Annotated in this window: 14 protein-coding genes; 8 read left to right on the top strand and 6 right to left on the bottom strand. The window is 36.9% G+C overall.

What is annotated here, in order from left to right:
* Positions 1 to 33: 33 nt before the first annotated feature.
* The gene (locus ACA086_RS10965; protein WP_371003352.1) at positions 34 to 2157 is read right to left on the bottom strand and encodes a bi-domain-containing oxidoreductase; all 2124 of its coding nucleotides are present in this window, start codon (positions 2155 to 2157) and stop codon (positions 34 to 36) included.
* Positions 2158 to 2541: 384 nt separating this feature from the next.
* Positions 2542 to 3666, bottom strand: a complete 1125-nt coding sequence (locus ACA086_RS10960) for a glycosyltransferase (RefSeq protein ID WP_371003351.1) — start codon at positions 3664 to 3666, stop codon at positions 2542 to 2544.
* 1104 nt (positions 3667 to 4770) lie between these two features.
* On the opposite strand from ACA086_RS10960, the gene ACA086_RS10955 reads away from it, so the two are divergent.
* The 4 genes from ACA086_RS10955 (at position 4771) to ACA086_RS10940 (ending at position 10640) form a co-directional block, all read left to right on the top strand.
* Positions 4771 to 5649, top strand: coding sequence for an O-antigen ligase family protein (locus ACA086_RS10955; protein WP_371003350.1), 879 nt, complete (start codon positions 4771 to 4773; stop codon positions 5647 to 5649).
* Positions 5646 to 6776, top strand: coding sequence for a glycosyltransferase family 4 protein (locus ACA086_RS10950; RefSeq protein ID WP_371003349.1), 1131 nt, complete (start codon positions 5646 to 5648; stop codon positions 6774 to 6776). Before ACA086_RS10955 ends, ACA086_RS10950 begins: the two co-directional genes overlap by 4 nt.
* 37 nt (positions 6777 to 6813) lie before the next feature.
* Positions 6814 to 8274 (top strand): lipopolysaccharide biosynthesis protein, encoded by a 1461-nt coding sequence (locus ACA086_RS10945; RefSeq protein ID WP_371003348.1) that lies wholly within the window; start codon positions 6814 to 6816, stop codon positions 8272 to 8274.
* Positions 8275 to 9128: 854 nt separating this feature from the next.
* Complete coding sequence (locus tag ACA086_RS10940; RefSeq protein ID WP_371003347.1) at positions 9129 to 10640, top strand: heparin lyase I family protein; 1512 nt, start codon at positions 9129 to 9131, stop codon at positions 10638 to 10640.
* A 75-nt stretch (positions 10641 to 10715) separates the two neighbouring features.
* Here the strand turns inward: ACA086_RS10940 and ACA086_RS10935 are convergent, their stop codons facing one another.
* The 4 genes from ACA086_RS10935 to ACA086_RS10920 form a co-directional block, all read right to left on the bottom strand.
* Entirely contained in the window at positions 10716 to 11996 is a 1281-nt protein-coding gene (locus tag ACA086_RS10935; protein ID WP_371003346.1) for a nucleotide sugar dehydrogenase, read from the bottom strand.
* A gap of 24 nt (positions 11997 to 12020) precedes the next feature.
* The gene (locus ACA086_RS10930) at positions 12021 to 13376 is read right to left on the bottom strand and encodes a UDP-glucose/GDP-mannose dehydrogenase family protein (protein WP_371003345.1); all 1356 of its coding nucleotides are present in this window, start codon (positions 13374 to 13376) and stop codon (positions 12021 to 12023) included.
* Positions 13377 to 13385: 9 nt separating this feature from the next.
* Positions 13386 to 14381 carry an SDR family oxidoreductase gene (locus ACA086_RS10925; RefSeq protein WP_371003344.1) on the bottom strand — a complete coding sequence of 332 codons (996 nt, stop codon included), beginning with the start codon at positions 14379 to 14381 and terminating at the stop codon, positions 13386 to 13388.
* Between the two features lie 178 nt (positions 14382 to 14559).
* On the bottom strand, positions 14560 to 15591 hold the full coding sequence (locus tag ACA086_RS10920) for an NAD-dependent epimerase (protein WP_371003343.1): 1032 nt from the start codon (positions 15589 to 15591) through the stop codon (positions 14560 to 14562).
* A 746-nt stretch (positions 15592 to 16337) separates the two neighbouring features.
* On the opposite strand from ACA086_RS10920, the gene ACA086_RS10915 reads away from it, so the two are divergent.
* Genes ACA086_RS10915 through ACA086_RS10900 form a run of 4 tightly spaced genes read left to right on the top strand, consistent with a single transcriptional unit; the run spans position 16338 to position 22601 of the window.
* Complete coding sequence (locus ACA086_RS10915; protein WP_371003424.1) at positions 16338 to 17423, top strand: aminotransferase class I/II-fold pyridoxal phosphate-dependent enzyme; 1086 nt, start codon at positions 16338 to 16340, stop codon at positions 17421 to 17423.
* Positions 17423 to 19375, top strand: coding sequence for a polysaccharide biosynthesis protein (locus tag ACA086_RS10910; RefSeq protein ID WP_371003342.1), 1953 nt, complete (start codon positions 17423 to 17425; stop codon positions 19373 to 19375). The genes ACA086_RS10915 and ACA086_RS10910 overlap by 1 nt, the downstream gene beginning before the upstream one ends.
* A 26-nt stretch (positions 19376 to 19401) precedes the next feature.
* Positions 19402 to 20187, top strand: coding sequence for a polysaccharide biosynthesis/export family protein (locus ACA086_RS10905; RefSeq protein ID WP_371003341.1), 786 nt, complete (start codon positions 19402 to 19404; stop codon positions 20185 to 20187).
* Between the two features lie 14 nt (positions 20188 to 20201).
* On the top strand, positions 20202 to 22601 hold the full coding sequence (locus ACA086_RS10900) for a GumC family protein (RefSeq protein ID WP_371003340.1): 2400 nt from the start codon (positions 20202 to 20204) through the stop codon (positions 22599 to 22601).
* Positions 22602 to 22614: the final 13 nt, after the last annotated feature.

Genomic DNA, 22614 nt, shown 5'->3' with positions numbered 1-22614 from the left:
AAATATTCAATAGCAGTAAGTTAAGTTATTAAATCATTCAACTGTAATCCAAGTATTGTTTTTTAAACTATCAATTGCGGCAATTGAAGCTTTGGATGTATTCATAATTGATTCAAAACTTATAAGGGAATCATTGCCTTCTTTTATATTCTTTAAATAAGAACTAAATTGATTCTTATGGCCTTTATCCATCTTCGTTCTAAGTTTCGAGAAATTGTTAAACCCGTAACCCTTGGTAGTACGAAAATTATCCATAATAAGGATTCGCCCCTGAGAATAAACTTCAAGCCTTTCCTTTGAATAACTTTTGGAGCCATTAGAAAAGTAATTGATCACACCATTTGAACCATTTTGGAATTTTAACAATAAGCTGGCGATATCTGTATTCTCCTTGGGTGTTGTACCTAAGGAATTTGCACATACGGCAGTTACCTCGCTACCAGTTAAATACGACAAGAGATCAATATAATGACAGGCCTCTCCAATAATTCGTCCACCACCAATCGCCATATCATGAACCCATGAATTTTCAGGGATAAAGCCAGCATTCATGGTCGCTATAATACTAATAGGAGTTTCTGTAGAGCCTAATAAAGATTTCATTTTGACAATGTGCGGGGAAAACCTTCGATTAAACCCTACCATCAGGCTTCCGGAAGAAGCCTTATATGTTTCCTCTATTAGATCTAATTCACTTGTATTTATTGCCAAAGGCTTTTCGACAAAAACATGTTTATTCGCTTTCAACCCTTCAATTACCATTTGGCTGTGAAGGTTGTGCCGTGTGGTGATGATCAGGGTGTCAACCTCCGGATCCTTTAATACATCTGTATAATTTGTTCCACTTTTGGCGATGCTATATTTTTTAGCCAAACTGGTTCCGCTCAAACCTTTTGAACTTATAATATACCTTGCGTCCGCATTTATTTTCTTTAGAATTGGCAATAAGGTCATCCCTGTAAAGTTTCCAGCACCAATAATTCCAATTACTGCTTTTGATTTTGAAAAGGCTTTTGGTTTAGAAACTTCAATTGTTGTAGAACTGTCAGGGTTTTTCTCATATTCTAATATGCTCGCAATTGCATCTGAAGCGCTCATATTACCATATACTTCCAAGTACTTTTCTAAAGGTGTTTTCTGAGTAATTAAAGGTTCAACGTTTATCGATTTATCTGAGATTGCATTTAATACAGCTTCAAAATTTCGTTTTTCAGTCCACCTAACATACTCTATTGGATAATCGTGACCTTTATCTTCATAATTTGGGTCATATCTGCCAGGCCCATAAGAACAGGAGACTTGAAAACTTAATTCTTTTTCATAGAAGTCAGCCCTGGAAATATTTAGGCCAATCACACCTACTAAAACAATTCTACCCTTCTTTCGACACATTTTAGCCGCATCTGAAATAACCGTATCAGACTTTGTTGAGGCCGTTATAACTACTCCATCGCAACCAATTCCTTTTGTTTTTTCAAGAATAAACTTAACAGAATCCGTGCCTTTCCTGGGATTAAAAGCTGTAATCCCAAATGAATTAGCAAGATTTACCTTGTTATTGTCAAGATCATAGCCAATAACATTACAACCATTGGCTTTAAGTAACTGGGCTGTAATAAGTCCGATCAGACCTAAACCGACAACCACAATTGTTTCTCCCAAGGTTGGATTAAGAAGTCTAATGCCTTGTAACCCTATTGAACCAATAACAGTAAAACAAGCCTCTTGGTCTGTAACATCATCAGGAATAGAAGCCACCAAATTTTCTGGAATACAAACATATTCGGCATGAGAACCATTAGAAGCAACCCTATCTCCAACTTTGAAGTCGGCAACTCCATTACCAACTTCTTCAACAATTCCAACATTGCAATAACCCATTGGTAGCGGTTGGCCTAACTTGTTAAAAACCGCATTAACCGTTGGCATTAATCCATCTGTTTTTACTTTGGTAAGCACCTCTTTAACTTTATCCGGCTGTTGTTTGGCCTTTTGCAGAAGACTGGCTTTTCCAAATTCAACCAACATGCGCTCTGTTCCTAACGAGACCAAAGTATTAGTGGTTCTAATTAAAACATGACCAGGTTTTACCTGTGGTTTAGGTACTTCTTCAAGTATGGTTTCTCCGGTTCTAAATGATTGTATAATTTGTTTCATAATGTTCTCCTGCTTAATTCAATCTATAGTTCACTCTTTGTGATATGTATAGAAAGGTCATCTCGCGATAAATTTTTTATCAATAATTGATTTTTCTACTGTAGATGGTGACTTGATTAATATTACCCCTAATCGTATCATAAATGACCTAATTATTTTAAGCACACATCTCAATTCATTATTTTAATGGGTCTACCAATCACAAACATAGATTGAATTTAGTTGATGACTCAAGAATTTGGATAATAACCTCAAGAATTCCGATTAAGAGGCGAGATACTAAATTTCATAAAAGAGTAATCTTACAAATACGAATTACATATTTTGGAATACCATATAGCATACAACAAGGATTAACAATTATAGTATGGGCAACCCCGAATTTCAATTAAAAACGTTATCAATAAGGTTTATCTGAAAATTCGGGTTATAGTACTCATCCATTATCTTATAACAATCTTCTTTCATTTGCGAATTTGATTTGGTTTTACGAAGATTTAAAACAGTTTTTATTTGTTCCTTTAGATCAACCGTATCGCCATATTTAAAAAGTGCTCCATTAATATTGGGTACAATGGCCTCAAATTCTGGCATTTGTTTGTTCATGTCGTTATGAGAAATTACTGGAACACCAAACATCAATGAATGCATTGCGGTCAACCCAATCTCCCCAGGTGCAACACAGCAATCACTTGATGAGATTAATTTGCAATTTTGAATCTCATCGTATGAAGCACCGTAAAAATGAATCTGATCGGCAATTTTGTATTTATCTACTTGAGATTGCAATTTCTCTTTTTGATCACCATCTCCAACAAAGAGAAGATTTACAAAAATATTTTCCTCTTTTAGCAAGTGGATTGCCTCTATAAGTAAGTGTAATTTTTTCTGGACTGTGAGTCTGCCAATGAAAAGAAGTTGGTCATTGTTTGGATTATCAAACAAACTGGACCTGATACTCTGTCTTTCTTTGTCAGTCAGTGTATCTCTTAATTTGATTTGCTCTTTATAATTCAAAGAATTATAAATGACTTTTATTTTTTCTTTGTTAAATCCTAATTTAATCAAATTTTGTTTGGCGCAATTTCCATAGAGCAATAAGCCATCAAAAAAGTATTTGTAAAAAATAAAATAGAGTTTATTCTTGAGATTTCTATGGTTTGTAAGAACCCCATGCGTCCAATTAAAAACTTTTACTCCTTTAACTTTGAATATAAGCGAGGCAATAATAATAGAAATCCAATACGGAGGGGCATGTACTATAACACCACCGGGTTTTTGAGAAATCACATAACGGATTAATCCTTTGTTGAAGTAGAAGGGACCAATTTTATAGGCTGGAAAATCTAAGAAATCAGCTGAATCCTTAAAATCATAGGGCTTTACATTCATCCAACCTTTTTTGTCCCCTAAAAATACATAATGGTTTTGGGTTGATTCTAAAAGAGCCTCTATAATACCAACTCTGTAATGAGAAAATCCAGGGTATATGACAAATATTTTCTTCATTAATTATAATAAATTTAAAACTATACAAATGTTTTATATAACAAGTATGAACTCTTGTTATTGTGTAAATTGAAGTAATCTTTTCTATTAAACATCATACACTGTCTTGGGCCTATTAATGCTTAAATAGCTATAAAGACTTATTATTTGATCTAATGTAATCACCGTAAACTGTTTCATCCAATAATCAAAGCTTTTATAATCACCTTCTATTTTACTTGTCTTTTTATTTTTTAATACAAGGCTTATCGTCATATTATAGTTTCCGGAATCAGAGTATGAAATCAGCGTATAACATCCAGTCGATTTCATTAATTCATTCACCACCATGTCTATAGAGCGCGTAAAAATAATTTATAAAGGCTTCAGAGTTTATGGGTTTATCTAATTTATTCATACGTTATTAGTGGTTTGGTGGCTTGAAACTATTCCTATTTCAATAAATTAAAGGATTGTTGTATAAATATCTAAACCAAATAAGGGCATAATAGCATAAGATTAAATCTATGAATTGCATTCTCCCAGAATGGATAGAAAACTTTTTGTTCTTGATTTAAGCTGTCAAGATTCACATAAGGTTTTTAAAGAGCTTAACTTCTAAAAAAAAGTAAGAGCATGCAACATTATTCTTGGTTACTTGAATCAAAGTTAAATTGCTTATTTGAATAAGTATAAAAAATGGGGTTTTAATATTCAACTATTCGTTAAAAACTAGTTTTTCATCTATTAAGTAAGCGTTACTACTTATTTTTTAATTTAATTTGCTCTCCGACGATAGATGCCCTTAAATAAATCATGATAAAGCCTTTAAATATTATAAATGATTACTGTTTATATTTACTGGTATTCTCCGTAACTTTTGAGAAATGGGATCCATTTCAATTAGTCGGCACAGTTTCGGTTACCTATATCACAACCATACTATATTTAGCCAGCTGGGTGCCGCTAATTGGCAGGAATTTTCACTTTGCACCCATAAAGAGATTCGTAATTCCCCTATTACTATTAATTGTAGTTGGGTTTATTTGTTCTGCAATAAACTCAGAATATGTAACTGAATTAAAGTATGCTTACAATTATAGAACACTTCTTTTAATAGTGTTAATGACATTTATTGCCGCTCATCTATATTGTAAGCCAAAAAATTCATCTATAGTTTTAAACACCTATATAGCTAGTATGCTATTGGTTTTTTTATTGGTTTCACTTGGCAACGGTGTCACCTATGATAATGGTAGATTATTGTTGTTTGGAGAGAATCCTAATATTATGGGAGCAAAGGCTTCTTTAGCTTTCTTAATTGCTATTTCAAAGTTAATAAATAAGTTTTCAATTAAAAGATCCATAATTATAATTGCCGTTTGTATCCCATTTATTAGCTTAGTTGCCACGTCTGCTTCGCGTGGAGCTTTTGTATCTATGTTTTTGGGACTAACTGTACTACTCTATTTTAGAGAGATGGCAGCTTTCAAGAAATGGGCACTAATTGTTTTTGCAGCACTTGCCTCAGGTGTGCTGATAACTTATTTGTTAGAAACAAATCCACTTATGGCAGAACGCTTCTTAAATACAGTGGAGTCTGGTGATATAGGAAGAAATACACTGTGGGATGCGGCATTTAACATAATTACGGATAATATTATCATTGGTTCTGGGTTTGAAGGGGTCAGGCCCAGAATGTTTTCATATTCAGGAATTAATCTGAATCCTCATAACGTCTTTCTCTATATCTTCATCGCTTGTGGCCTTCCTGGAATAATTTTATTTCTTATTTTTTTGACCCGGTTGACTAAATTACTATTTCGTCATTACAAAAAGTATGGAGATTCTTTAAACCTTGTAATATTCGTTATTGTCATCTTTAATATGTCTAAACAAGGTGGTAGTTTAGGGAAAATAATATTCTGGTTCTTTTTTGCAGTTTTAATAGGATCAACAGCTCAAATAATGTCCAGTGATAAACAAGAAAAACTAGCTCAATGAAAATATTAGTAGTATCCGGTAATTATCCATCCTTAAAAACGCCATCAAGGGGTGTGTTTGTTTACAATTTGATTCAGCAATTTGCCAAGTTGGGTCATACAGTGAACATAATATCTCCGGTGGGTCTTATAACTAATATTTATTTTAATAAGAATAAGGAATACGGGGAAGAACTAGGAACAGTCTACAGGCCAAAATTTTTAAATGCATCCCAAAAATTTATATTTGGATTTAACACCTACAGAATAGGCGAACTAGGTCAAATTAAAGCTGTAAGGAGAATCGTAAAGAATCATAAGATTGAATTTGATGTAGTGTATGCCCATTTTTTAGCCAGTGCTTTTATTGCGGTCGAGGCCTTATCAGAATATAATAAACCGATATATGCGGCTATAGGGGAGTACAATAATTTAGAGGTAAGAAAGGCTTTTTATTCAAGCGCCTACTTCAGCTCTATTTTGGGAAAAATAAATGGATTTATAGCCGTTTCTCCTCAAATAAGTGATAGGCTTATTAAATATGGGGTTAAAGAAAATAAGATAATAATCAAGCCAAATGCTGTAAACTTAAATATCTTTTATCCTAGGGACAAACTAAAAATGAGAAGTAAATATGGCCTCCCAAAAGATAAAATATTAGCAATATTTGTTGGCAGGTTTATTGAAAATAAAGGTCCTAAAATGCTGTTAAACGCCACCCAAAATTTAGAAGGATTAGGTCTTATCTTTGTAGGTGGTGGTCCACAAATCCTTGAAGGAAATAATGTCGTATTTAAAGATAGTGTCATATCTGAAAAAGTTCCAGAATTACTATCCGCAGCAGATTTATTTGTTTTGCCAACTTGGCATGAGGGCTCTTGTAATGCAATTGTTGAGGCAATGGCATGTGGATTGCCAATAGTTTCATCAGACATTCCTGAGATACACTTTCAATGCGATCCTTCCTTTTCCATTTTGGTAAATCCATTGGATATAAAAGCCATAGAAAGTGCTATAAAAACGATCGTCAGTAATGAGGGCAGAAGAGGGGAAATGTCCAAGAACGCCTTGGAATACTCAAAGAATTTTGAAATCAGTGAAAGAGCAATTGGTATACTGAATTTCATTCAAGGTAAGTTAGAAGAATAAAGTAAACCGACAGACCTTGCAAAATTAATATGACTGTATGAGGAGCCTTGGCGATAAAATTAAGCATGCAGGTAAATGGCAGTCAGTTTCAGTCCTTTCCCTAAATCTTTTAAAGATCATTTACTTTTCTATTATGACCAGGCTTTTACTTAAAGAAGACTATGGTCTTATGGCTATTATCTATGCAATTATAGGCATTGGGAATATTTTTGTGCTGGGTGGTATGGGTTCTGCCTTGATACAACGAAAGGAAATAAATAACAAACATGCCAATGGCGCCTTGCAAACCAGCCTTTTCATTGGCCTCCTATTATATGCCGTTTTATATATTACGGCTCCGTTTATTGCTTCTGCATATAATGACCTTAGGTTAGATAATCTCATTAAAGTATCTTCGTTAAACCTCATATTACTCGCTCTGAGCCATATTTCAATCAACCTGCTTTTTAAATATTATTCCTTTAAAAATGTTGCGATAGTCAACATTGTCTCAAATATAATTGGTTATGGTACAGGTGTTTATTTAGCTATGAATGGTAATGGAGTATGGTCTTTGGTTTTTGCGACTCTTATTACCTCCTTGCTAAGCTCAATAGCTTTGTTCTATTTGGCTCCAATGAAAATAAGCTTGAAGATTCATTATAAAGAAGCCCGTCAGTTGTTTAGTTTTGGTTTTGGTATCGTGTTGTTAACGATTGGTAGTTTTTTATCTAGAAATGGTCTGAATTTGATATTTGGAAAATTCTTTACACAAGATATGCTCGGTGTTTATGAAAGAGCCTCTAGAGTAAAGGAAATACCCAGTGAATTTCTTGCACAGATTATGAACCAGGTTATGTTTCCTGTAATGTCCGAAATCCAGGATGAGAATGAAAGATTGATTAAAATATACAAGTTTGGGTTGGGGTTTAGTAACTCGATTATGATTCCCGCAACGGTTTTTCTAGTTTTTTTTTCAGCAGAAATTGTACAAATTCTGATGGGATCAAATTGGCCAGAAGCTGTCTTACCTCTACAAATTATGTTTCTCATTCTAACCTTCAGTAATGCCGGAAAAACAACAGATGAAGTCATTAAGGCAAAAGGTCTTGTTTATAAAAATGTCACTCGCAAATACATATTTACGGTAATCATCTTAGTACTTTCTGGTGCTTTGGGTTATTTCTACGGAATCAATGGTGCAGCCGTTGGAATTGTTGTAAGCCATTTTATAAACTATTTAATGATGATCGTTTTAGTAAAGAACGTTTTCAAGGGATCTATTGGAGAATATTTTTATCAGCCCTTGGTGGCAGGATTGAGACTGGGACTGTATCTTGGTATATTGATTTTTGCATATAAATATTTGTTTAATTTATTGGGTGAAACTGATGTCACGATGTTTATTGTATTTACGGCAGGTCTGTTGATATTATGTGCTGGTTTATTGAAGCTTAAACCTTCTGTATTTGGGCAATATTTAGAATTGGCAATTAGAAATACCGTGAACAAAGGGTAATATTCCCATTTTAAGATCAAAAAGATTGTAATTATTTTGAATTTTAATTAAGAAGGAACAAACACGAATAAATTTATGGGTTAGATGGTCAAAAATCAGAGTCCATCATAGACCGTCTCAAGAACATCTTCCGGATTGAGTACTCACGTCTCAGAAGTCCAAAGAACTTCATCTATACAAAATATCTATGTTTACTCTATATGCATATCACACTTAGGTTATTTTAGTAAATGGAATTTTAAAACCTATGGTAAATCTTCTGAAAAATAAAGATGTAGATTATTTCTTGCAATTCTTGCTTCATAACAGTTGGACAAAATCTATAATTTACCAGAATGCCTATAATCTGAAGTTTGGATTTCCTAATGGTAATTAATCCAGCGAAAGACTCAAGAACTATCTTACTTCAATAATGTATGATAGTTTCAAATTAACAATTACTCAGATTTTTAACCTACTCTCTCGAGACTTTTAGCTAATATCATATTATTCCATCTTGGACACTCCGGGTGCAACTTTCGTTTGCCCCAAATTTCCAATACGTTTTGGTAATACGGAATACCTATAAAAGTTTAAAACTCTATAAATTATCATTGGGCAGGATTGAATTCTCCCTTTCTACTCATCAGATTTGATTAGCTCCTCCTAAAATCTTAACTGTTTGTTAAAAAAAAGTGTAGTTCATCGAATACTGGAAACGGTGACATCCAAAAGCATAGTCACGATCGTTAAAGATTATGTGTCAATTGGGTATTTCATCGAAAAACTGATGCTTTTTAGCGATGATTATTGAATTTTAAATAATTTTAGCGAACCCAAATTTGATTATAATAGGAACTTAATTTATTTATCACATGAAATTTTATCCCCAAAATTCCCTAGTATTAGCATGCTTTATTTGTAGTATTCTATTCTTTACTTCTTGTAGTAAGGATTCAGATCTATTGCTCGATACCGTTCTCGTAGATCAAGAAATAGAATCAATAGACAATCCTGGTAGTGATGGTAGTGATGGTACTGATGGAAGTACCGGACAGAACGGAAGTGACCCAGCAAATCCAACTTCTAGAGGTGATGGTGTTAATTTATTACCAAATGGAACATTTAATGACGCAGAAGGATGGAATCTTTTAAATGGTTCTAATGCGACAGGTGGTGTTTTAACTGTAATAGCAAATGGCAGTGTCACATCCTCAGATGAAAACTGGTCGGCTGTGTATACTGACGTTTATCCCGATCGTGTTTATGAGTCAAGGCGGTACAGATTGACCTTTGAAGCAAGACAAATTGTAGGAAATGGTGAGTTACAAATTGGGCAAAGATATAATGAAATTGCCACTCCAACTATTGCATCCACCTGGACACAATATTCTTTTGAATGGAATGGTCAGGTTTCTGGCGGAGGGGCAAGCGGTAACGATTTTAATTTAGGAGGTCGTGAAGTTGGAGATACATGGGAGTTTCGCAACATGAGCTTAGAAGATATAGGCATAACAACTATTGATTCAGAAGCGGGCTTGCCAGGAGCAACATATCTTTTTACTGATTTTAGTTCTAATACTTACTCTTATGAACAATGGGGGCCGAACGGTTCGGCAGAACCATATAGAAACCAGTGGGAAGTTGACAACGGAGAACCAAGAACCACAGACCACCCCGATTCGCCATTAAGGGCAGGAAGAAACGGCGGCAGGGCTATTTGGTTAGGATCCTACAATGGTAATTCTAGCAGAAATGAATTTGGCAAGGACGGTGCTCTTTCCTATGGAGAATGGTGGCTTGCTTTTTCAATATATATAGCTGATCCGATGGAGGATGATAGAATTTATTTTCAAGCAAGAAATCTGGCTCCCGGAGGCAGCTCTACGGTAAATCCTTTATCTCTGCGTCAAGGCTCAACTGACACTCAATTATATTGGAGTATTTGTGATGATGTAACAAGGGTAGATCAAACAAGCGCTACTTTGGGTGGCTGGAATGGAGCAGGAACAGGAACAAGCAAGGTATTTTTTGATTATAACCCCGGTGAATGGATTGATATTGTTGTTCATTATAAAGGCGGGTTTGGTGCTAATTATGCTGGTCCTGATTGTACTTCTCTTTCAAGAGCGCATGCAGGTCATGATCTTAGGAGCGATGGTTTTGTAGAAATATGGGCGAACGGAACAAAAATAGTTGACCACGTTGGAACAACCCTTTATCGTTATGAAAAAAATGGAGGGGAAATAAGAGGTATAACACCCAAAATAGGACCTTATTGGTCGAATTCATCAGGATTGGGTAATGGAACTGATATTTATTATGATAATATTATAATGTGGAATGGCCCTGATGGAACCTATCAAGACGTTGACCCGAGTAGATAGGTAAGAGTATAAGTATACAAGAAAAAAATCCTGACAACTCTGTCAGGATTTTTTTGTTTGTTCTTTTGAAGATTATCAAAGTCTGGCATCCACACGCTCTTTTAAAACTCCTTTTACATCATAAAGAATTCCTTTTTCATTTAGCAACTCCCTTAACCCCAATTGTAAATATTCTTTATGGGCCACTGCAAGGACTACCGTATCAAAAGGACCCTCAGGTAAATCCTGAGTGGTGGTTAATCCATATTCTTTTTTAACCTCTTCTGGAGAGGCCCATGGATCATAGACGGTCATATCTGTTCCGTAGCTTATTAAGTCTTTAATTAAGTCTACAGCTTTAGTATTTCTAACGTCCGGACAGTTTTCCTTAAAGGTTATTCCCAAAACAAGAATTTTAGAACCTTTTACCTTGATGTCCTTTTGCACCATAAGTTTAATCACCTCAGAGGCCACATATTTTCCCATTCCGTCATTCATCCTCCTACCGGTTAAGATGATTTCAGGATGATAACCAAATTGCTGCGCCTTTTGTGCAAGATAATAAGGATCCACTCCAATGCAGTGACCTCCAACAAGACCTGGTTTAAAAGGCAGGAAGTTCCATTTGGTTCCTGCTGCTTCCAGAACCGCATGAGTATCAATCCCCATCAGGTTAAAGATCTTCGCAAGCTCATTCACAAAGGCGATATTGATATCCCGCTGGGAGTTCTCTATTACTTTGGCGGCTTCAGCTACCTTGATCGAAGGCGCCAGATGGGTCCCGGCAGAGATCACTGAGGCATATAAAGCATCCACTTTCTTCCCCATTTCCGGTGTTGAACCTGAAGTCACCTTTAAAATTTTATCAACGGTATGCTCTTTATCTCCGGGGTTGATACGTTCTGGGGAATAACCAACAAAAAAATCCTTATTAAATATTAGGCCACTGAATTTCTCCAGGACTGGAACACATTCCTCTTCAGTTACCCCGGGATAAACTGTCGACTCGTATATTACCAAATCCCCTTTTTTGAGCACTTTGCCAACGGTTTCACTCGACTTGTACAAAGGAACGAGAATGGGGCGATTGGTATGATCTACAGGGGTAGGGACGGTAACTACATAAATGTTACAGTCGGCAATAGTATTAACCTGGTCTGTACAATAAAGCCCTGAAGTCATATTAGGAGTAGATTTCAGCACCTCTTGCAGTACTTCATCCTCTACCTCCAAAGTGCTGTCTTTGCCACTCTGTAGCTCTTCAACACGTTCCTTGTTAATATCAAATCCGATAACCGGATACTTTGTGGCAAATAAGCGGGCAAGTGGGAGGCCAACGTATCCTAACCCTATGATTGCAATTTTAATTTCAGACATCCTTCTTAAGTCTTTTGGTTACAATTAGTGCGCAGGGTTGAGCTTATGCATCCCTCTTTTCCCAATTTGGTAGTATTCGAAACCCAATTGGAGCAACTTCTCATCTTCATACTGATTACGTCCGTCGAAAATTACCGGCTCTTTTAACTGGGTTTTCAATTCCTCGAAATCCGGTGCCCGGAATTCCTTCCACTCCGTCAAAAGTAGCATGGCATCTGAATCCGGAAGGGTTTCATATTTGGAATTGCAATAAGAAATCCCTGGGACATCTTTAAGATAAAAATGCCTGGCTTCGTCCATGGCTTTTGGGTCATAAGCCTTTATTTTAGCCCCCCGTTCGGCAAGTGCTTTGATTATGTATATAGAAGGAGCTTCGCGCATATCATCCGTTTGGGGTTTAAAAGATAATCCCCAAACCGCAAATGTTTTTCCACTGAGATCTTCTCCAAACCGGTTGATCACTTTGTTGGCAATGACTAATTTTTGACTATCGTTAACTTCTTCAACGGCGTTGATTAATTTCGCCTGGTAGCCATGTTCTGCCGCAGTTCTATGCAATGCCTTCACGTCTTTTGGGAAACATGAACCCCCATAACCAGCACCAGGATAAATAAAACTATATCCTATACGGTGGTCGGATCCAATACCTATACGTACTTTATTAACATCAGCTCCTACCAGCTCGCAAATATTAGCCACTTCATTCATGAAAGAGATCTTGGTTGCTAACATTGCATTTGCCACGTATTTGGTCATTTCAGCTGAACGGACATCCATGGTAATCATACGATCCATACTACTTCTAAAAAATGGATTATACAGGGAACGCATTTTGTCCGTGGTGTCTGGATCGTCGGATCCAACAATCACACGGTCCGGTTTTAAAAAATCGTTTATTGCATCTCCTTCTTTCAGAAATTCCGGGTTAGATACTACATGGAATTCAATGTCCAGATCTCGTTTAGAAAGTTCCTCATTAATGACTGCCCTTACTTTATCTGCGGTACCAACTGGTACAGTAGACTTGTTCACTACAATTATTGGGTGATCCATATACCCGCCAATAGTGCGAGCTACCTGAAGTACGTACTGCAGATCTGCAGAGCCATCTTCCCCCATTGGAGTACCCACGGCAATAAAGGCAATATCGCATTCCTGAAGAGCCTCATTTAATTTGCTCGTAAAGAAGAGTGTTTTATTGTTAATATTGCGCTCTACCATAGCTTGCAAACCAGGTTCGTAGATGGGGATAATACCTTTTTTAAGGTTTTCTATCTTGATCTTATCAATGTCCACACAGGTTACGTTATTTCCCATTTCAGCGAAACAGGTTCCGCTTACCAGACCAACGTATCCAGTGCCAATTACTGTTAGATTCATGATTTTTATTTAAAGATTATTCCAATACCAATTTACAGCCTGCTTGAGACCAGATTCCATATCATATGTGGGGTCATAGCCAAGTAGTTTCTTTGCCTTTTCTATTGAAGCCAGAGAATGGGGTACATCCCCTTCACGTTCAGGACCATATTCAGGGTCTACTTTCGCGATACCTGAGTCAAATTTTGACAAGTGTTTTTTCAACAGAACGACTAATTCATTGAGATTGGTCCGTTCCCCAAAAGCGACATTATAAACGGTATTGAGTGCATTTTTATCCTCGGCAAGTATAGCCCGAATATTCATTTCAATGACATTATCCACATAAGTGAAATCACGAGAAAAAGACCCGTCACCATTTATCACAGGTGACTGGTGTTGCATTAATTGCATTACGAATTTTGGGATAACAGCAGCGTATGCCCCATTGGGGTCCTGACGCCTTCCAAATACATTAAAATACCGCAGGCCGATTGTTTCAATACCATAGGTCTTGCTAAAAATATCAGCATATAGTTCATTTACATATTTGGTAATAGCATAAGGCGATAAGGGCTTTCCGATGATTTCTTCTACTTTTGGAAGGCTTTTAGAGTCGCCATATGTAGACGAACTGGCTGCATAAATAAAACGTTTAACACCGGCATCCCTTGCAGCTACAAGCATATTGAGAAATCCTCCAACATTTACTGCATTGCTTGTCACAGGATCTTTAATAGAGCGCGGTACTGAGCCGAGGGCAGCCTGATGTAACACGTAATCCATACCTTCACAGGCCTGAACGCAATGCTCTAAATTCCGTATATCACCCTCAATAAATTCAAAGTTGTGAGCTGATTGTAGATGTTGGATATTTTCCAATTTGCCTGTTGCCAGGTTATCGAAACAACGTATCTGATTGCCGTTATTTACTAATACTTCACACAGATTTGAACCGATAAAACCGGCACCACCGGTAACAAGAATTTTAAGATCTGGATTTAGGTTAAGATTTTTTAATATCATTTATTCGAATTACAGTGTTCAAAGATCAACAAAATACCCGAATTAATCCTTGGGAAATATATATACAGGAGGATTTACTCGATAAGAGGGATATAACTGGTAATTTCAATTAAATGCACAACCGATCAGGTGCAAGTTACTTTGGTTGTGAATACACAAGGTGGATAAGGGATTTTTATTATTCTTTATGCCCATAAAAATCCAAATACCACTTTACAAATTTGGCTACACCATCGGATATCTTTGTATTAGGCCTGTAATCAAAATCCTTGATGAGGGGATCCACATTAGCCCAGGTTTTTTCCACATCTCCAGGTTGCATTGGAAGCATTTCTTTATCGGCCTTGATCTGGAGCGTATCCTCGATAGCCGCGATAAAATCCATTAAATTAACCGACTGATTATTACCTATATTGTATAACTTGTAGAGGTCCCCTTTTTCCAGACGCAGGCTAACATCTTCTTCTACTACTCTTACAACACCTTCCGTAATATCATCTATATAAGTAAAATCCCGTTCCAGTAGGCCATGGTTAAAGACCTTTATTGGGTTGCCCTTTAATATAGCCTCAGTAAATAAGAACATGGCCATATCTGGCCTGCCCCAGGGACCATAGACCGTGAAAAATCGCAAACCAGTTGTAGAAAAACCGAAGAGATGGCTATAAGTATGAGCCATAAGCTCATTGCTTTTTTTGGTAGCTGCGTACAGACTAACCGGATGATCTACTCTGTCAGTGGTCTCGAAGGGTATTTTTGAATTTTGGCCATAAACACTTGAACTACTGGCGTAGATTAAATGTTTGATTTTAAAATGTCTGCAATTTTCAAGAATGTTTAAAAATCCTACTACATTACTTTCAATGTAAGCCTGAGGATTTTCTATACTGTAACGAACCCCGGCCTGGGCAGCCAGATTGCAGACAACATCAAATTTTTCCTTTTCGAAAAGTGCAGAAAGTTCCTCCTGATTCTCAAGATTTAACCTTATGAATGAAAAATTATTTATGGATTGACTGCTGGTAAGTAAATTAAATTTTTCGGCACTGTCTTTTGAAATACCCAGTTCTTTAAGCCTGGCGTATTTTAAGAGGGGATCGTAGTAATCATTTATATTGTCTAAGCCAATAACTTTATGCCCCTTAACTGCAAGTAATTTGGCTACAAAAAAACCGATAAAACCGGCGGCACCGGTTACTAAAATTTTCATGCGATTAGAAATTTACACTTTATCAAAAATCCGATAATTATTTGATCAATTAATAAAAATAGGACAATGTTGTATAAACATAGGTTAAAGTGTCCCAAAAAAAAGTGATTGTAAATAGATTGTTCATTAAGAAGTGTCATATTTAATTTGGACAGGATACTTATCTCAGGAGATTAATTGGGTAATTTACACTCCTGGTTTCAAAACTTTATAAGAGAGAACTGTTTATAAAACATATTTTATTTAAAGTATCACAAAGCTATTTGGTGATTTGAAGAGAAAGGATAAGTAGATCATTTCAGGATAATTAAGAAATTTTGACATTAAAAGATTCCTGTAATGATAACAAATTGGATTAGTTTCCGATTTATCAAATTTCTTCTGTGAATTTTATCATTAGCCTGTCAATTAAATTGGATATGACTCATATCATTGGGTTAGTTATATTTTATTATTAGTTATTAGGAAATATTTTGGTTATTTTAATATCCCCAAATATGGATGCTAACCGACTTTTTGTGGAATTGACCGAATTATTTAGCAGTAATTATGTGTCTGAGATTTTTACGCGTAATTTTATTCTTTCCTATGTTTTAGAGTAAGAAGAAGACAAATTGTTGGCAACTATATAGAGTAAAAAAAGAATTCAGGATTATCCAACATAGATTTGTATTTATAACCATTTGACCAAAACCAAACCTGTGAAAACAGTAATACAAAATAAAATTTGGCTTTCATCCCCCCATATGGGCGGGAATGAGCAAGAGTTTATCAATGAAGCATTCGAAACGAATTGGATCGCTCCTTTAGGTCCGAATGTTCAGGGCTTTGAAGAAGACCTGGCTGTTTATTTGGGCAATGACGCTCACGTTGCGGCGCTGAGTTCAGGTACCGGAGCATTGCATCTGGCGCTGCAATTGGTTGGAGTTTCCCCGGGAGATGAGGTGATCTGCCAGAGTTTTACCTTTTCTGCATCTGCTAATCCTATTACTTACCTAGGGGCCTCCCCCGTATTTGTTGACAGCGAAAAAAAAACCTGGAATATATGTCCGGTTTTGTTGGAAGAAGCAATTCTGAATGGTATTTCTAGAGGGAAGAAACCGAAAGCCATTGTTCCAGTTCACCTGTACGGTATGCCTTATCAGGTAAATGAGGTGAATGCGGTGGCACAAAAATACAATATACCCATCGTTGAAGACAGTGCTGAGGCTTTGGGAAGCACCTATAATGGTATAGCGTGTGGTACTTTTGGTGATGTGGCAATATTATCTTTCAATGGTAACAAGATCATTACAACCTCAGGGGGTGGGGCATTGGTGTCAAAAGAAAAAAAGTTGAAAGAAAAAGCTGTTTTTTTGGCAACTCAAGCGAGGGACGACGCCCCCCACTATCAACATTCTGAAATTGGTTTTAATTACAGAATGAGTAATGTCTTAGCCGGAATTGGCAGGGGCCAGATGGAGGTGCTGAATGATCGCGTTAGTGCACGTAGGGCTAATTTTCAATTTTATAAAGAGGAATTATCTCGATTAGAAAGTATTGAGTTTCTCGACGAACCTGAGGGATTTTATTCCAATCGATGGCTTACGTGTATTTTGTGTACATCCTATGAGGCGCGTGAGCAAATACGGTTGGCCTTACTTCAGGAAAATATAGAATCAAGACCCTTGTGGAAACCGATGCATATGCAACCTGTGTTTAAGGATGAACTATCCTTTGTAAATGGAATAAGTGAAGATCTATTTACAAGAGGCTTATGTCTGCCCAGTGGTTCTAATTTAAGTACCGAAGATCTTCTAAGAATAACAGATATTATAAAAGGAACCGTCTAATGTTACGAAAATACTTTAGTAGTACAGTTCAGCGTTACGCCTCCAAATGGGTAGTATTGATTATTGATCTAATCACGATTTCTATTGCCTTTGTGTTGTCATACTTTGTAAGGTTCAATTTCACTTTGAATTTTGATTTCGAAAAGCTTGGTATACAGGTGCCTTTAATAATACTTATTTCATTAGTGGCATTCTTAATTACCGGTTCTTATAAAGGAGTGATCAGACATACAGGGGTGCGTGATGTATATAATATTTTTAATGCCGTTTGTTTGTCTAGCATAATAGCCATTTTCATAGTCCTTTTAAATAGGCAATTTGTCGTTCTTGATGACTTTACAATCCCTCTTTCAATCATAGTTATTAATAGTTTTATAGCCTTTGTTTCTCTTACTGCCAGCAGGTATGTTTTTAAGAGTCTGCATTACAACCTGGTTCATAAATTAAATTCAAACAATAAAAACGTTTTAATTTATGGTGCCGGAGAGTCAGGCATATTAACACATCATGCACTTTCTAATCACTCGAGAAATATGGCAAACGTAGTTGGCTATATAGATAGTGATAAGCAAAAAATTGGAAAAAAGATCAATGGCATAAAGGTTTACGGACCTCAATCTTTAAACGAGGAATTTATCAGAATAAAAGAAATTTCTGAGGTAATTTTTTCGATTCATAATATAGAGCCAAAAACACTTAGATCAAAAGTTGAAGGGTTGGTAGATTTTCCTGTTATAGTAAAAATGGTGCCACCTGTAGAGGATTGGATCAACGGTGAATTAAAGGTATCTCAGATCAAAAAAATTCAGATAGAGGATCTGTTAAATCGATCCCCCATCTTAATCAAAAATTCAAGGATATCTGAAGAGCTTAACGATAAAGTAATATTGGTAACCGGAGGGGCTGGTTCCATCGGCAGTGAATTAGTTCGCCAAATCACTCGATATCATTATAAATCCTTGATTATAGTTGATCTTGCAGAATCGGCATTATATGATCTGCAACAAGAATTAAAGCAATCAAAGATATTTAATTTTAAACCTCTTGTTGCGGATATCCGGGACAAGAACAGGATGAATGAAATATTCAATGATTTTAAACCCGATATTGTATTTCATGCCGCGGCCTATAAGCATGTGCCCTTAATGGAGGAAAATCCCTATCCGGCCATCAAAACGAACATTGCCGGAACTAAGGTAATAGCTGACCTTTCAATTCAATATGGAATACAAAAATTTGTACTTGTATCTACAGATAAGGCGGTAAACCCTACAAATGTGATGGGGGCTACAAAGCGCATTGCAGAAATGTATATTAGCTGCAGACAGCAGGAAGGTGTAACGAAATTTATCACCACACGTTTTGGGAATGTCCTGGGCTCAAATGGATCGGTAATTCCCCTATTTAAAAAGCAAATAGAAAAAGGAGGACCTTTAACAGTAACTCATGAAGAAATAACCCGTTTTTTTATGACTATCCCTGAGGCATCCCAACTGGTATTGGAGGCAGGGGCGATGGGAAGTGGAGGAGAACTTTTTATATTTGATATGGGTGAATCAGTAAAAATAATGGATCTGGCCAAGAATATGATTAAACTTTCAGGATTGCGTTACCCGGAAGACATTGATATCCAAGTAACAGGTCTGCGACCCGGAGAAAAATTATATGAAGAATTACTGGCGAATGGAGAAAATACTTTACCTACTTATAATAAAAAAATTATGATAAGTAAGGTTCGCGATTTTGATTATACAGAGTTAAGAGCCAAGATAGACGAATTGTGTGTTACTAATATGTTTTTTTCCGGTAACACCGTGAAGTTAATGAAGCAAATAGTTCCGGAATATATTTCGAACAATTCTAAGTATAGCGAATTAGACTCAAAAGAATTGAAATCCAATCTCGAAGAGACAATAATTGAGAGAAGAGAAAAGAATTCGATTCTACCATAGATCAACCATTTTTCAAAATTTAATTAATGTTCAACAAGACTCCGTTATTTGGCCGAATACTTTTTTTAACATTTTTTACGTGCTTTTTACTTTCATCCTGTGCTACACGCCGTGATGTCGTATATTTCCAGGATACAGGTGATTTTGAAACGATGTTGGTCAACAACAAGGCTGCTACAAAATTTAAAGTGGATGACCTGGTTTCTATTCATATATCTTCTCTGGATCCTGAGGCTAGTGTTCCTTTTAATTTGTTTAGGGGCGCATCAGAACGTGGGTTTAGAGCGGAACAAGTAGATTATTTGGTAGACCAGGATGGAATGATCGATTTCCCGGTAATAGGTAAACTCAAAATCGAGGGCCTTTCACCTGACGAATTGAGAAGTTTACTCCGAGAAAGGCTATCAGAGTATTTGAAAGATCCTATAATAAATATTAGGTTAACTAATTTTACCGTTACCATTTTAGGTCAGGTAAACAGGCCCGGTACCTATCCTGTGGTTGGGGAACAAATATCAATTTTAGAAGCGCTTGGCCTGGCAGGGGATCTTACTCTAAGGGGGGTTAGGGATAATATATTGGTCATTCGGGATTTCAACGGCACAAAGGTTTATACCAGGATTGACCTCACTTCTAAAGAAATGACAAAATCTCCGGTCTATTACCTCACCCAGAATGATGTAGTGTATGTAGAACCAAATTCGACAGGCATTAATGAAACTTCTGTAGGGCCATCAACCACGATAACCATAACCATTCTTTCAACCCTGATCACCTCTGCTGTATTAGTATTAACAAGACTGACTAATTAGATTAATTGAAACCTATGGAACCTTCTTATGCTGGTGCACCCAATAACCAGTTAGATTACAAAGAATTATTTAAACCCTATATTAGAAATTGGAAATGGTTTGCAGCAGGTACTATTCTTGCGGTAATACTTGCCTTCCTATATATCCGATACACAACTCCTATGTATGCTGTAAAGGGGAAGATACAAATCCTGGAAGACCAAAGTGCAGCTTCGGAACTAGGAGCCTTTTCCGATCTCGAGATGTTTACTGCAGGGAATACCAAGGTTGAGGATGAGATCGAGATCCTGAATTCCCGAACTAACATGATCGAAGTGGCCAGGCAATTGGGGATCAATATTAAGATTTTTTCCCTTGGCAAAATCCACGATTCGGAACTTTATGGAAAGGCAGCACCCTTTAAGGTCAATTTCTTAATCCCTGATTCTCTGGTCTATACGTCTAAGGCTGAATTTTTGGTAAAAGTAACCTCAGAATCTACCTTTACCTTTCAGGAAATAAAAGGAAAAGAGGTCGGACCTGCTAACAGTTATAGTTTTGGAGGGAAGGTAGCCTCTTCGATTGGGGATTTGGTTATGATCCCCAATAATGGCGATATGGCCGAACAAAGGGGTCGTGAATTTAAGGTGATCTTAGCGCCCCTGATTTCAGTCGCTCAGAAATACAAGCATGAAATTTTAATATCGGTCAATAACGAATTATCTAATGTAATAACCATTTCTCTTAATGATGCTGTAGAGCAAAAAGCAAAGGATATCGTCAATGGCCTAATAGACACCTACAATGGGAATGCGATAGAAGACAAAAGGCTGATCGCAGATAGGACCTCAGCGTTTATAAATGACCGTATAACTGAGATATACGGGGACCTCTCTTCAGTAGATCAGTCTGCACAGGAATTCAAGGCGGGGAGGGGTATTGCGGATGTGGCCTCACAGACCAGCAGCAATATCAACATAAGTGCTCAAAGTCAGCAGGAATTGCAAAATGTGCAGTTTCAGCTAAATTCAGCGGCATCAATGAAGGATATCATTGACAATATGCAGGGGTATGAAATACTTCCTTCCAACATTGGATTAAATGATCCTACGATCGCAAGTACTACTGCTACCTTTAATCAATTGGTGAGTGAAAGGAACAGGCTACTCCGAAGTTCTAATGAAAAAAACCCGGTCATTGTAAGCCTCGATGAACAATTAAATGGGTTGAGAAAGAGCTTGCAATCCAGTTTAAATAGTATGACCAATACACTGGACATGCAGGTCAGTAATTTGAGCAGCAGGCTTTCTGCCGTTAATGCCAGGATTTATGCGACGCCGGGAAATGAGAGGGCTTTGCGGGATATTACGCGCCAACAACAAACCACAGAGGCCCTTTATCTCTATTTATTGCAGAAACGAGAGGAGTCTCAGATCACTTTTGCATCTGCTTCACCAAAGTCAAAAATAATCGATAGAGCTTACGGTGCCAGCGAATTTCCGGTATCTCCAAAAAAACCAATTATTCTGCTGGCCAGCCTAATCTTGGGCTTACTTATCCCATTTTCTTTAACTTACTTGCAGCAGTTGTTAGACAACAAGGTGCACAATAAGGTCCTTCTAGAGAAGTACGTAGGGGATATTCCGGTATTGGCCGAATTACCCAAGCTTTCTAAAAAGGAAAATTCCCTGGTGCGCACGGGGGAAAGGACGGTGCTGGCAGAATCACTAAGGATCCTGAGGACTAACATCGATTACATGATCAAATCGAAAAAGAGGTCAACAGGCAAAGGGAATATTATATATGTTACTTCTTCGGTGCCCGGGGAAGGAAAAACTCTGGTTTCAGCCAATCTTGCCATGATCTTTGCAAAGGCAAATAAAAAAGTATTACTGATCGGTGCAGATATAAGGAATCCCAGGATCTATGAATTTTATTCAGGGAAAAATGTGGACCGCCTCGGTAAGCCCAAAAGGGAAAATGGAAGCGTTGGTCTTACAGATTACCTGGTGGATGAAAAAATAAGTATTGATGAGATCATCACTCCAATGTTGGCCCATGACCAGACGGTAGATGTTATTTATTCTGGAAAAGTACCGCCTAATCCGGCTGAACTATTAATGAATGACAAGATGAAAGAATTGCTGGCCATTGTACCGGCTGACTATGACTATGTAATTGTAGATACGGCACCGCTCATGGTAGTCTCTGACACACTGCTTATCAGTGAATATGCGGATCAAATTCTATACGTGGTTCGTGCCGGCGTTACGGAATTAAAAGTACTCGACTTTCCTTTAAAACTTCATGCAGAAGGAAAATTAAACGGGTTATCCTTCATTGTTAACGGAGTAAAGGAATCAAATCTGGGCTATGGTGGTAAATACGGCTATGGCTATGGGGAGAAAACTAAAAAATGGTGGAAATTTGCCTAGGGAATTATTTGAA

Origin of the sequence: Muriicola sp. E247, assembly GCF_041358175.1 — a bacterium.
Taxonomy (GTDB): Bacteria; Bacteroidota; Bacteroidia; order Flavobacteriales; family Flavobacteriaceae; genus Muriicola.
Note: the sequence above shows the minus strand (reverse complement) of the source record. Positions and strands in the feature narration are given on the sequence as shown.

Bases quoted from the DNA above. Each gene is read 5' to 3' on its own strand.
- ACA086_RS10965 (WP_371003352.1), bottom strand. From the start codon at position 2,157: ATGAAACAAATTATACAATCATTTAGAACCGGAGAAACCATACTTGAA.
- ACA086_RS10960 (WP_371003351.1), bottom strand. From the start codon at position 3,666: ATGAAGAAAATATTTGTCATATACCCTGGATTTTCTCATTACAGAGTT.
- ACA086_RS10955 (WP_371003350.1), top strand. From the start codon at position 4,771: ATGACATTTATTGCCGCTCATCTATATTGTAAGCCAAAAAATTCATCT.
- ACA086_RS10950 (WP_371003349.1), top strand. From the start codon at position 5,646: ATGAAAATATTAGTAGTATCCGGTAATTATCCATCCTTAAAAACGCCA.
- ACA086_RS10945 (WP_371003348.1), top strand. From the start codon at position 6,814: ATGAGGAGCCTTGGCGATAAAATTAAGCATGCAGGTAAATGGCAGTCA.
- ACA086_RS10940 (WP_371003347.1), top strand. From the start codon at position 9,129: ATGAAATTTTATCCCCAAAATTCCCTAGTATTAGCATGCTTTATTTGT.
- ACA086_RS10935 (WP_371003346.1), bottom strand. From the start codon at position 11,996: ATGTCTGAAATTAAAATTGCAATCATAGGGTTAGGATACGTTGGCCTC.
- ACA086_RS10930 (WP_371003345.1), bottom strand. From the start codon at position 13,376: ATGAATCTAACAGTAATTGGCACTGGATACGTTGGTCTGGTAAGCGGA.
- ACA086_RS10925 (WP_371003344.1), bottom strand. From the start codon at position 14,381: ATGATATTAAAAAATCTTAACCTAAATCCAGATCTTAAAATTCTTGTT.
- ACA086_RS10920 (WP_371003343.1), bottom strand. From the start codon at position 15,591: ATGAAAATTTTAGTAACCGGTGCCGCCGGTTTTATCGGTTTTTTTGTA.
- ACA086_RS10915 (WP_371003424.1), top strand. From the start codon at position 16,338: ATGGGCGGGAATGAGCAAGAGTTTATCAATGAAGCATTCGAAACGAAT.
- ACA086_RS10910 (WP_371003342.1), top strand. From the start codon at position 17,423: ATGTTACGAAAATACTTTAGTAGTACAGTTCAGCGTTACGCCTCCAAA.
- ACA086_RS10905 (WP_371003341.1), top strand. From the start codon at position 19,402: ATGTTCAACAAGACTCCGTTATTTGGCCGAATACTTTTTTTAACATTT.
- ACA086_RS10900 (WP_371003340.1), top strand. From the start codon at position 20,202: ATGGAACCTTCTTATGCTGGTGCACCCAATAACCAGTTAGATTACAAA.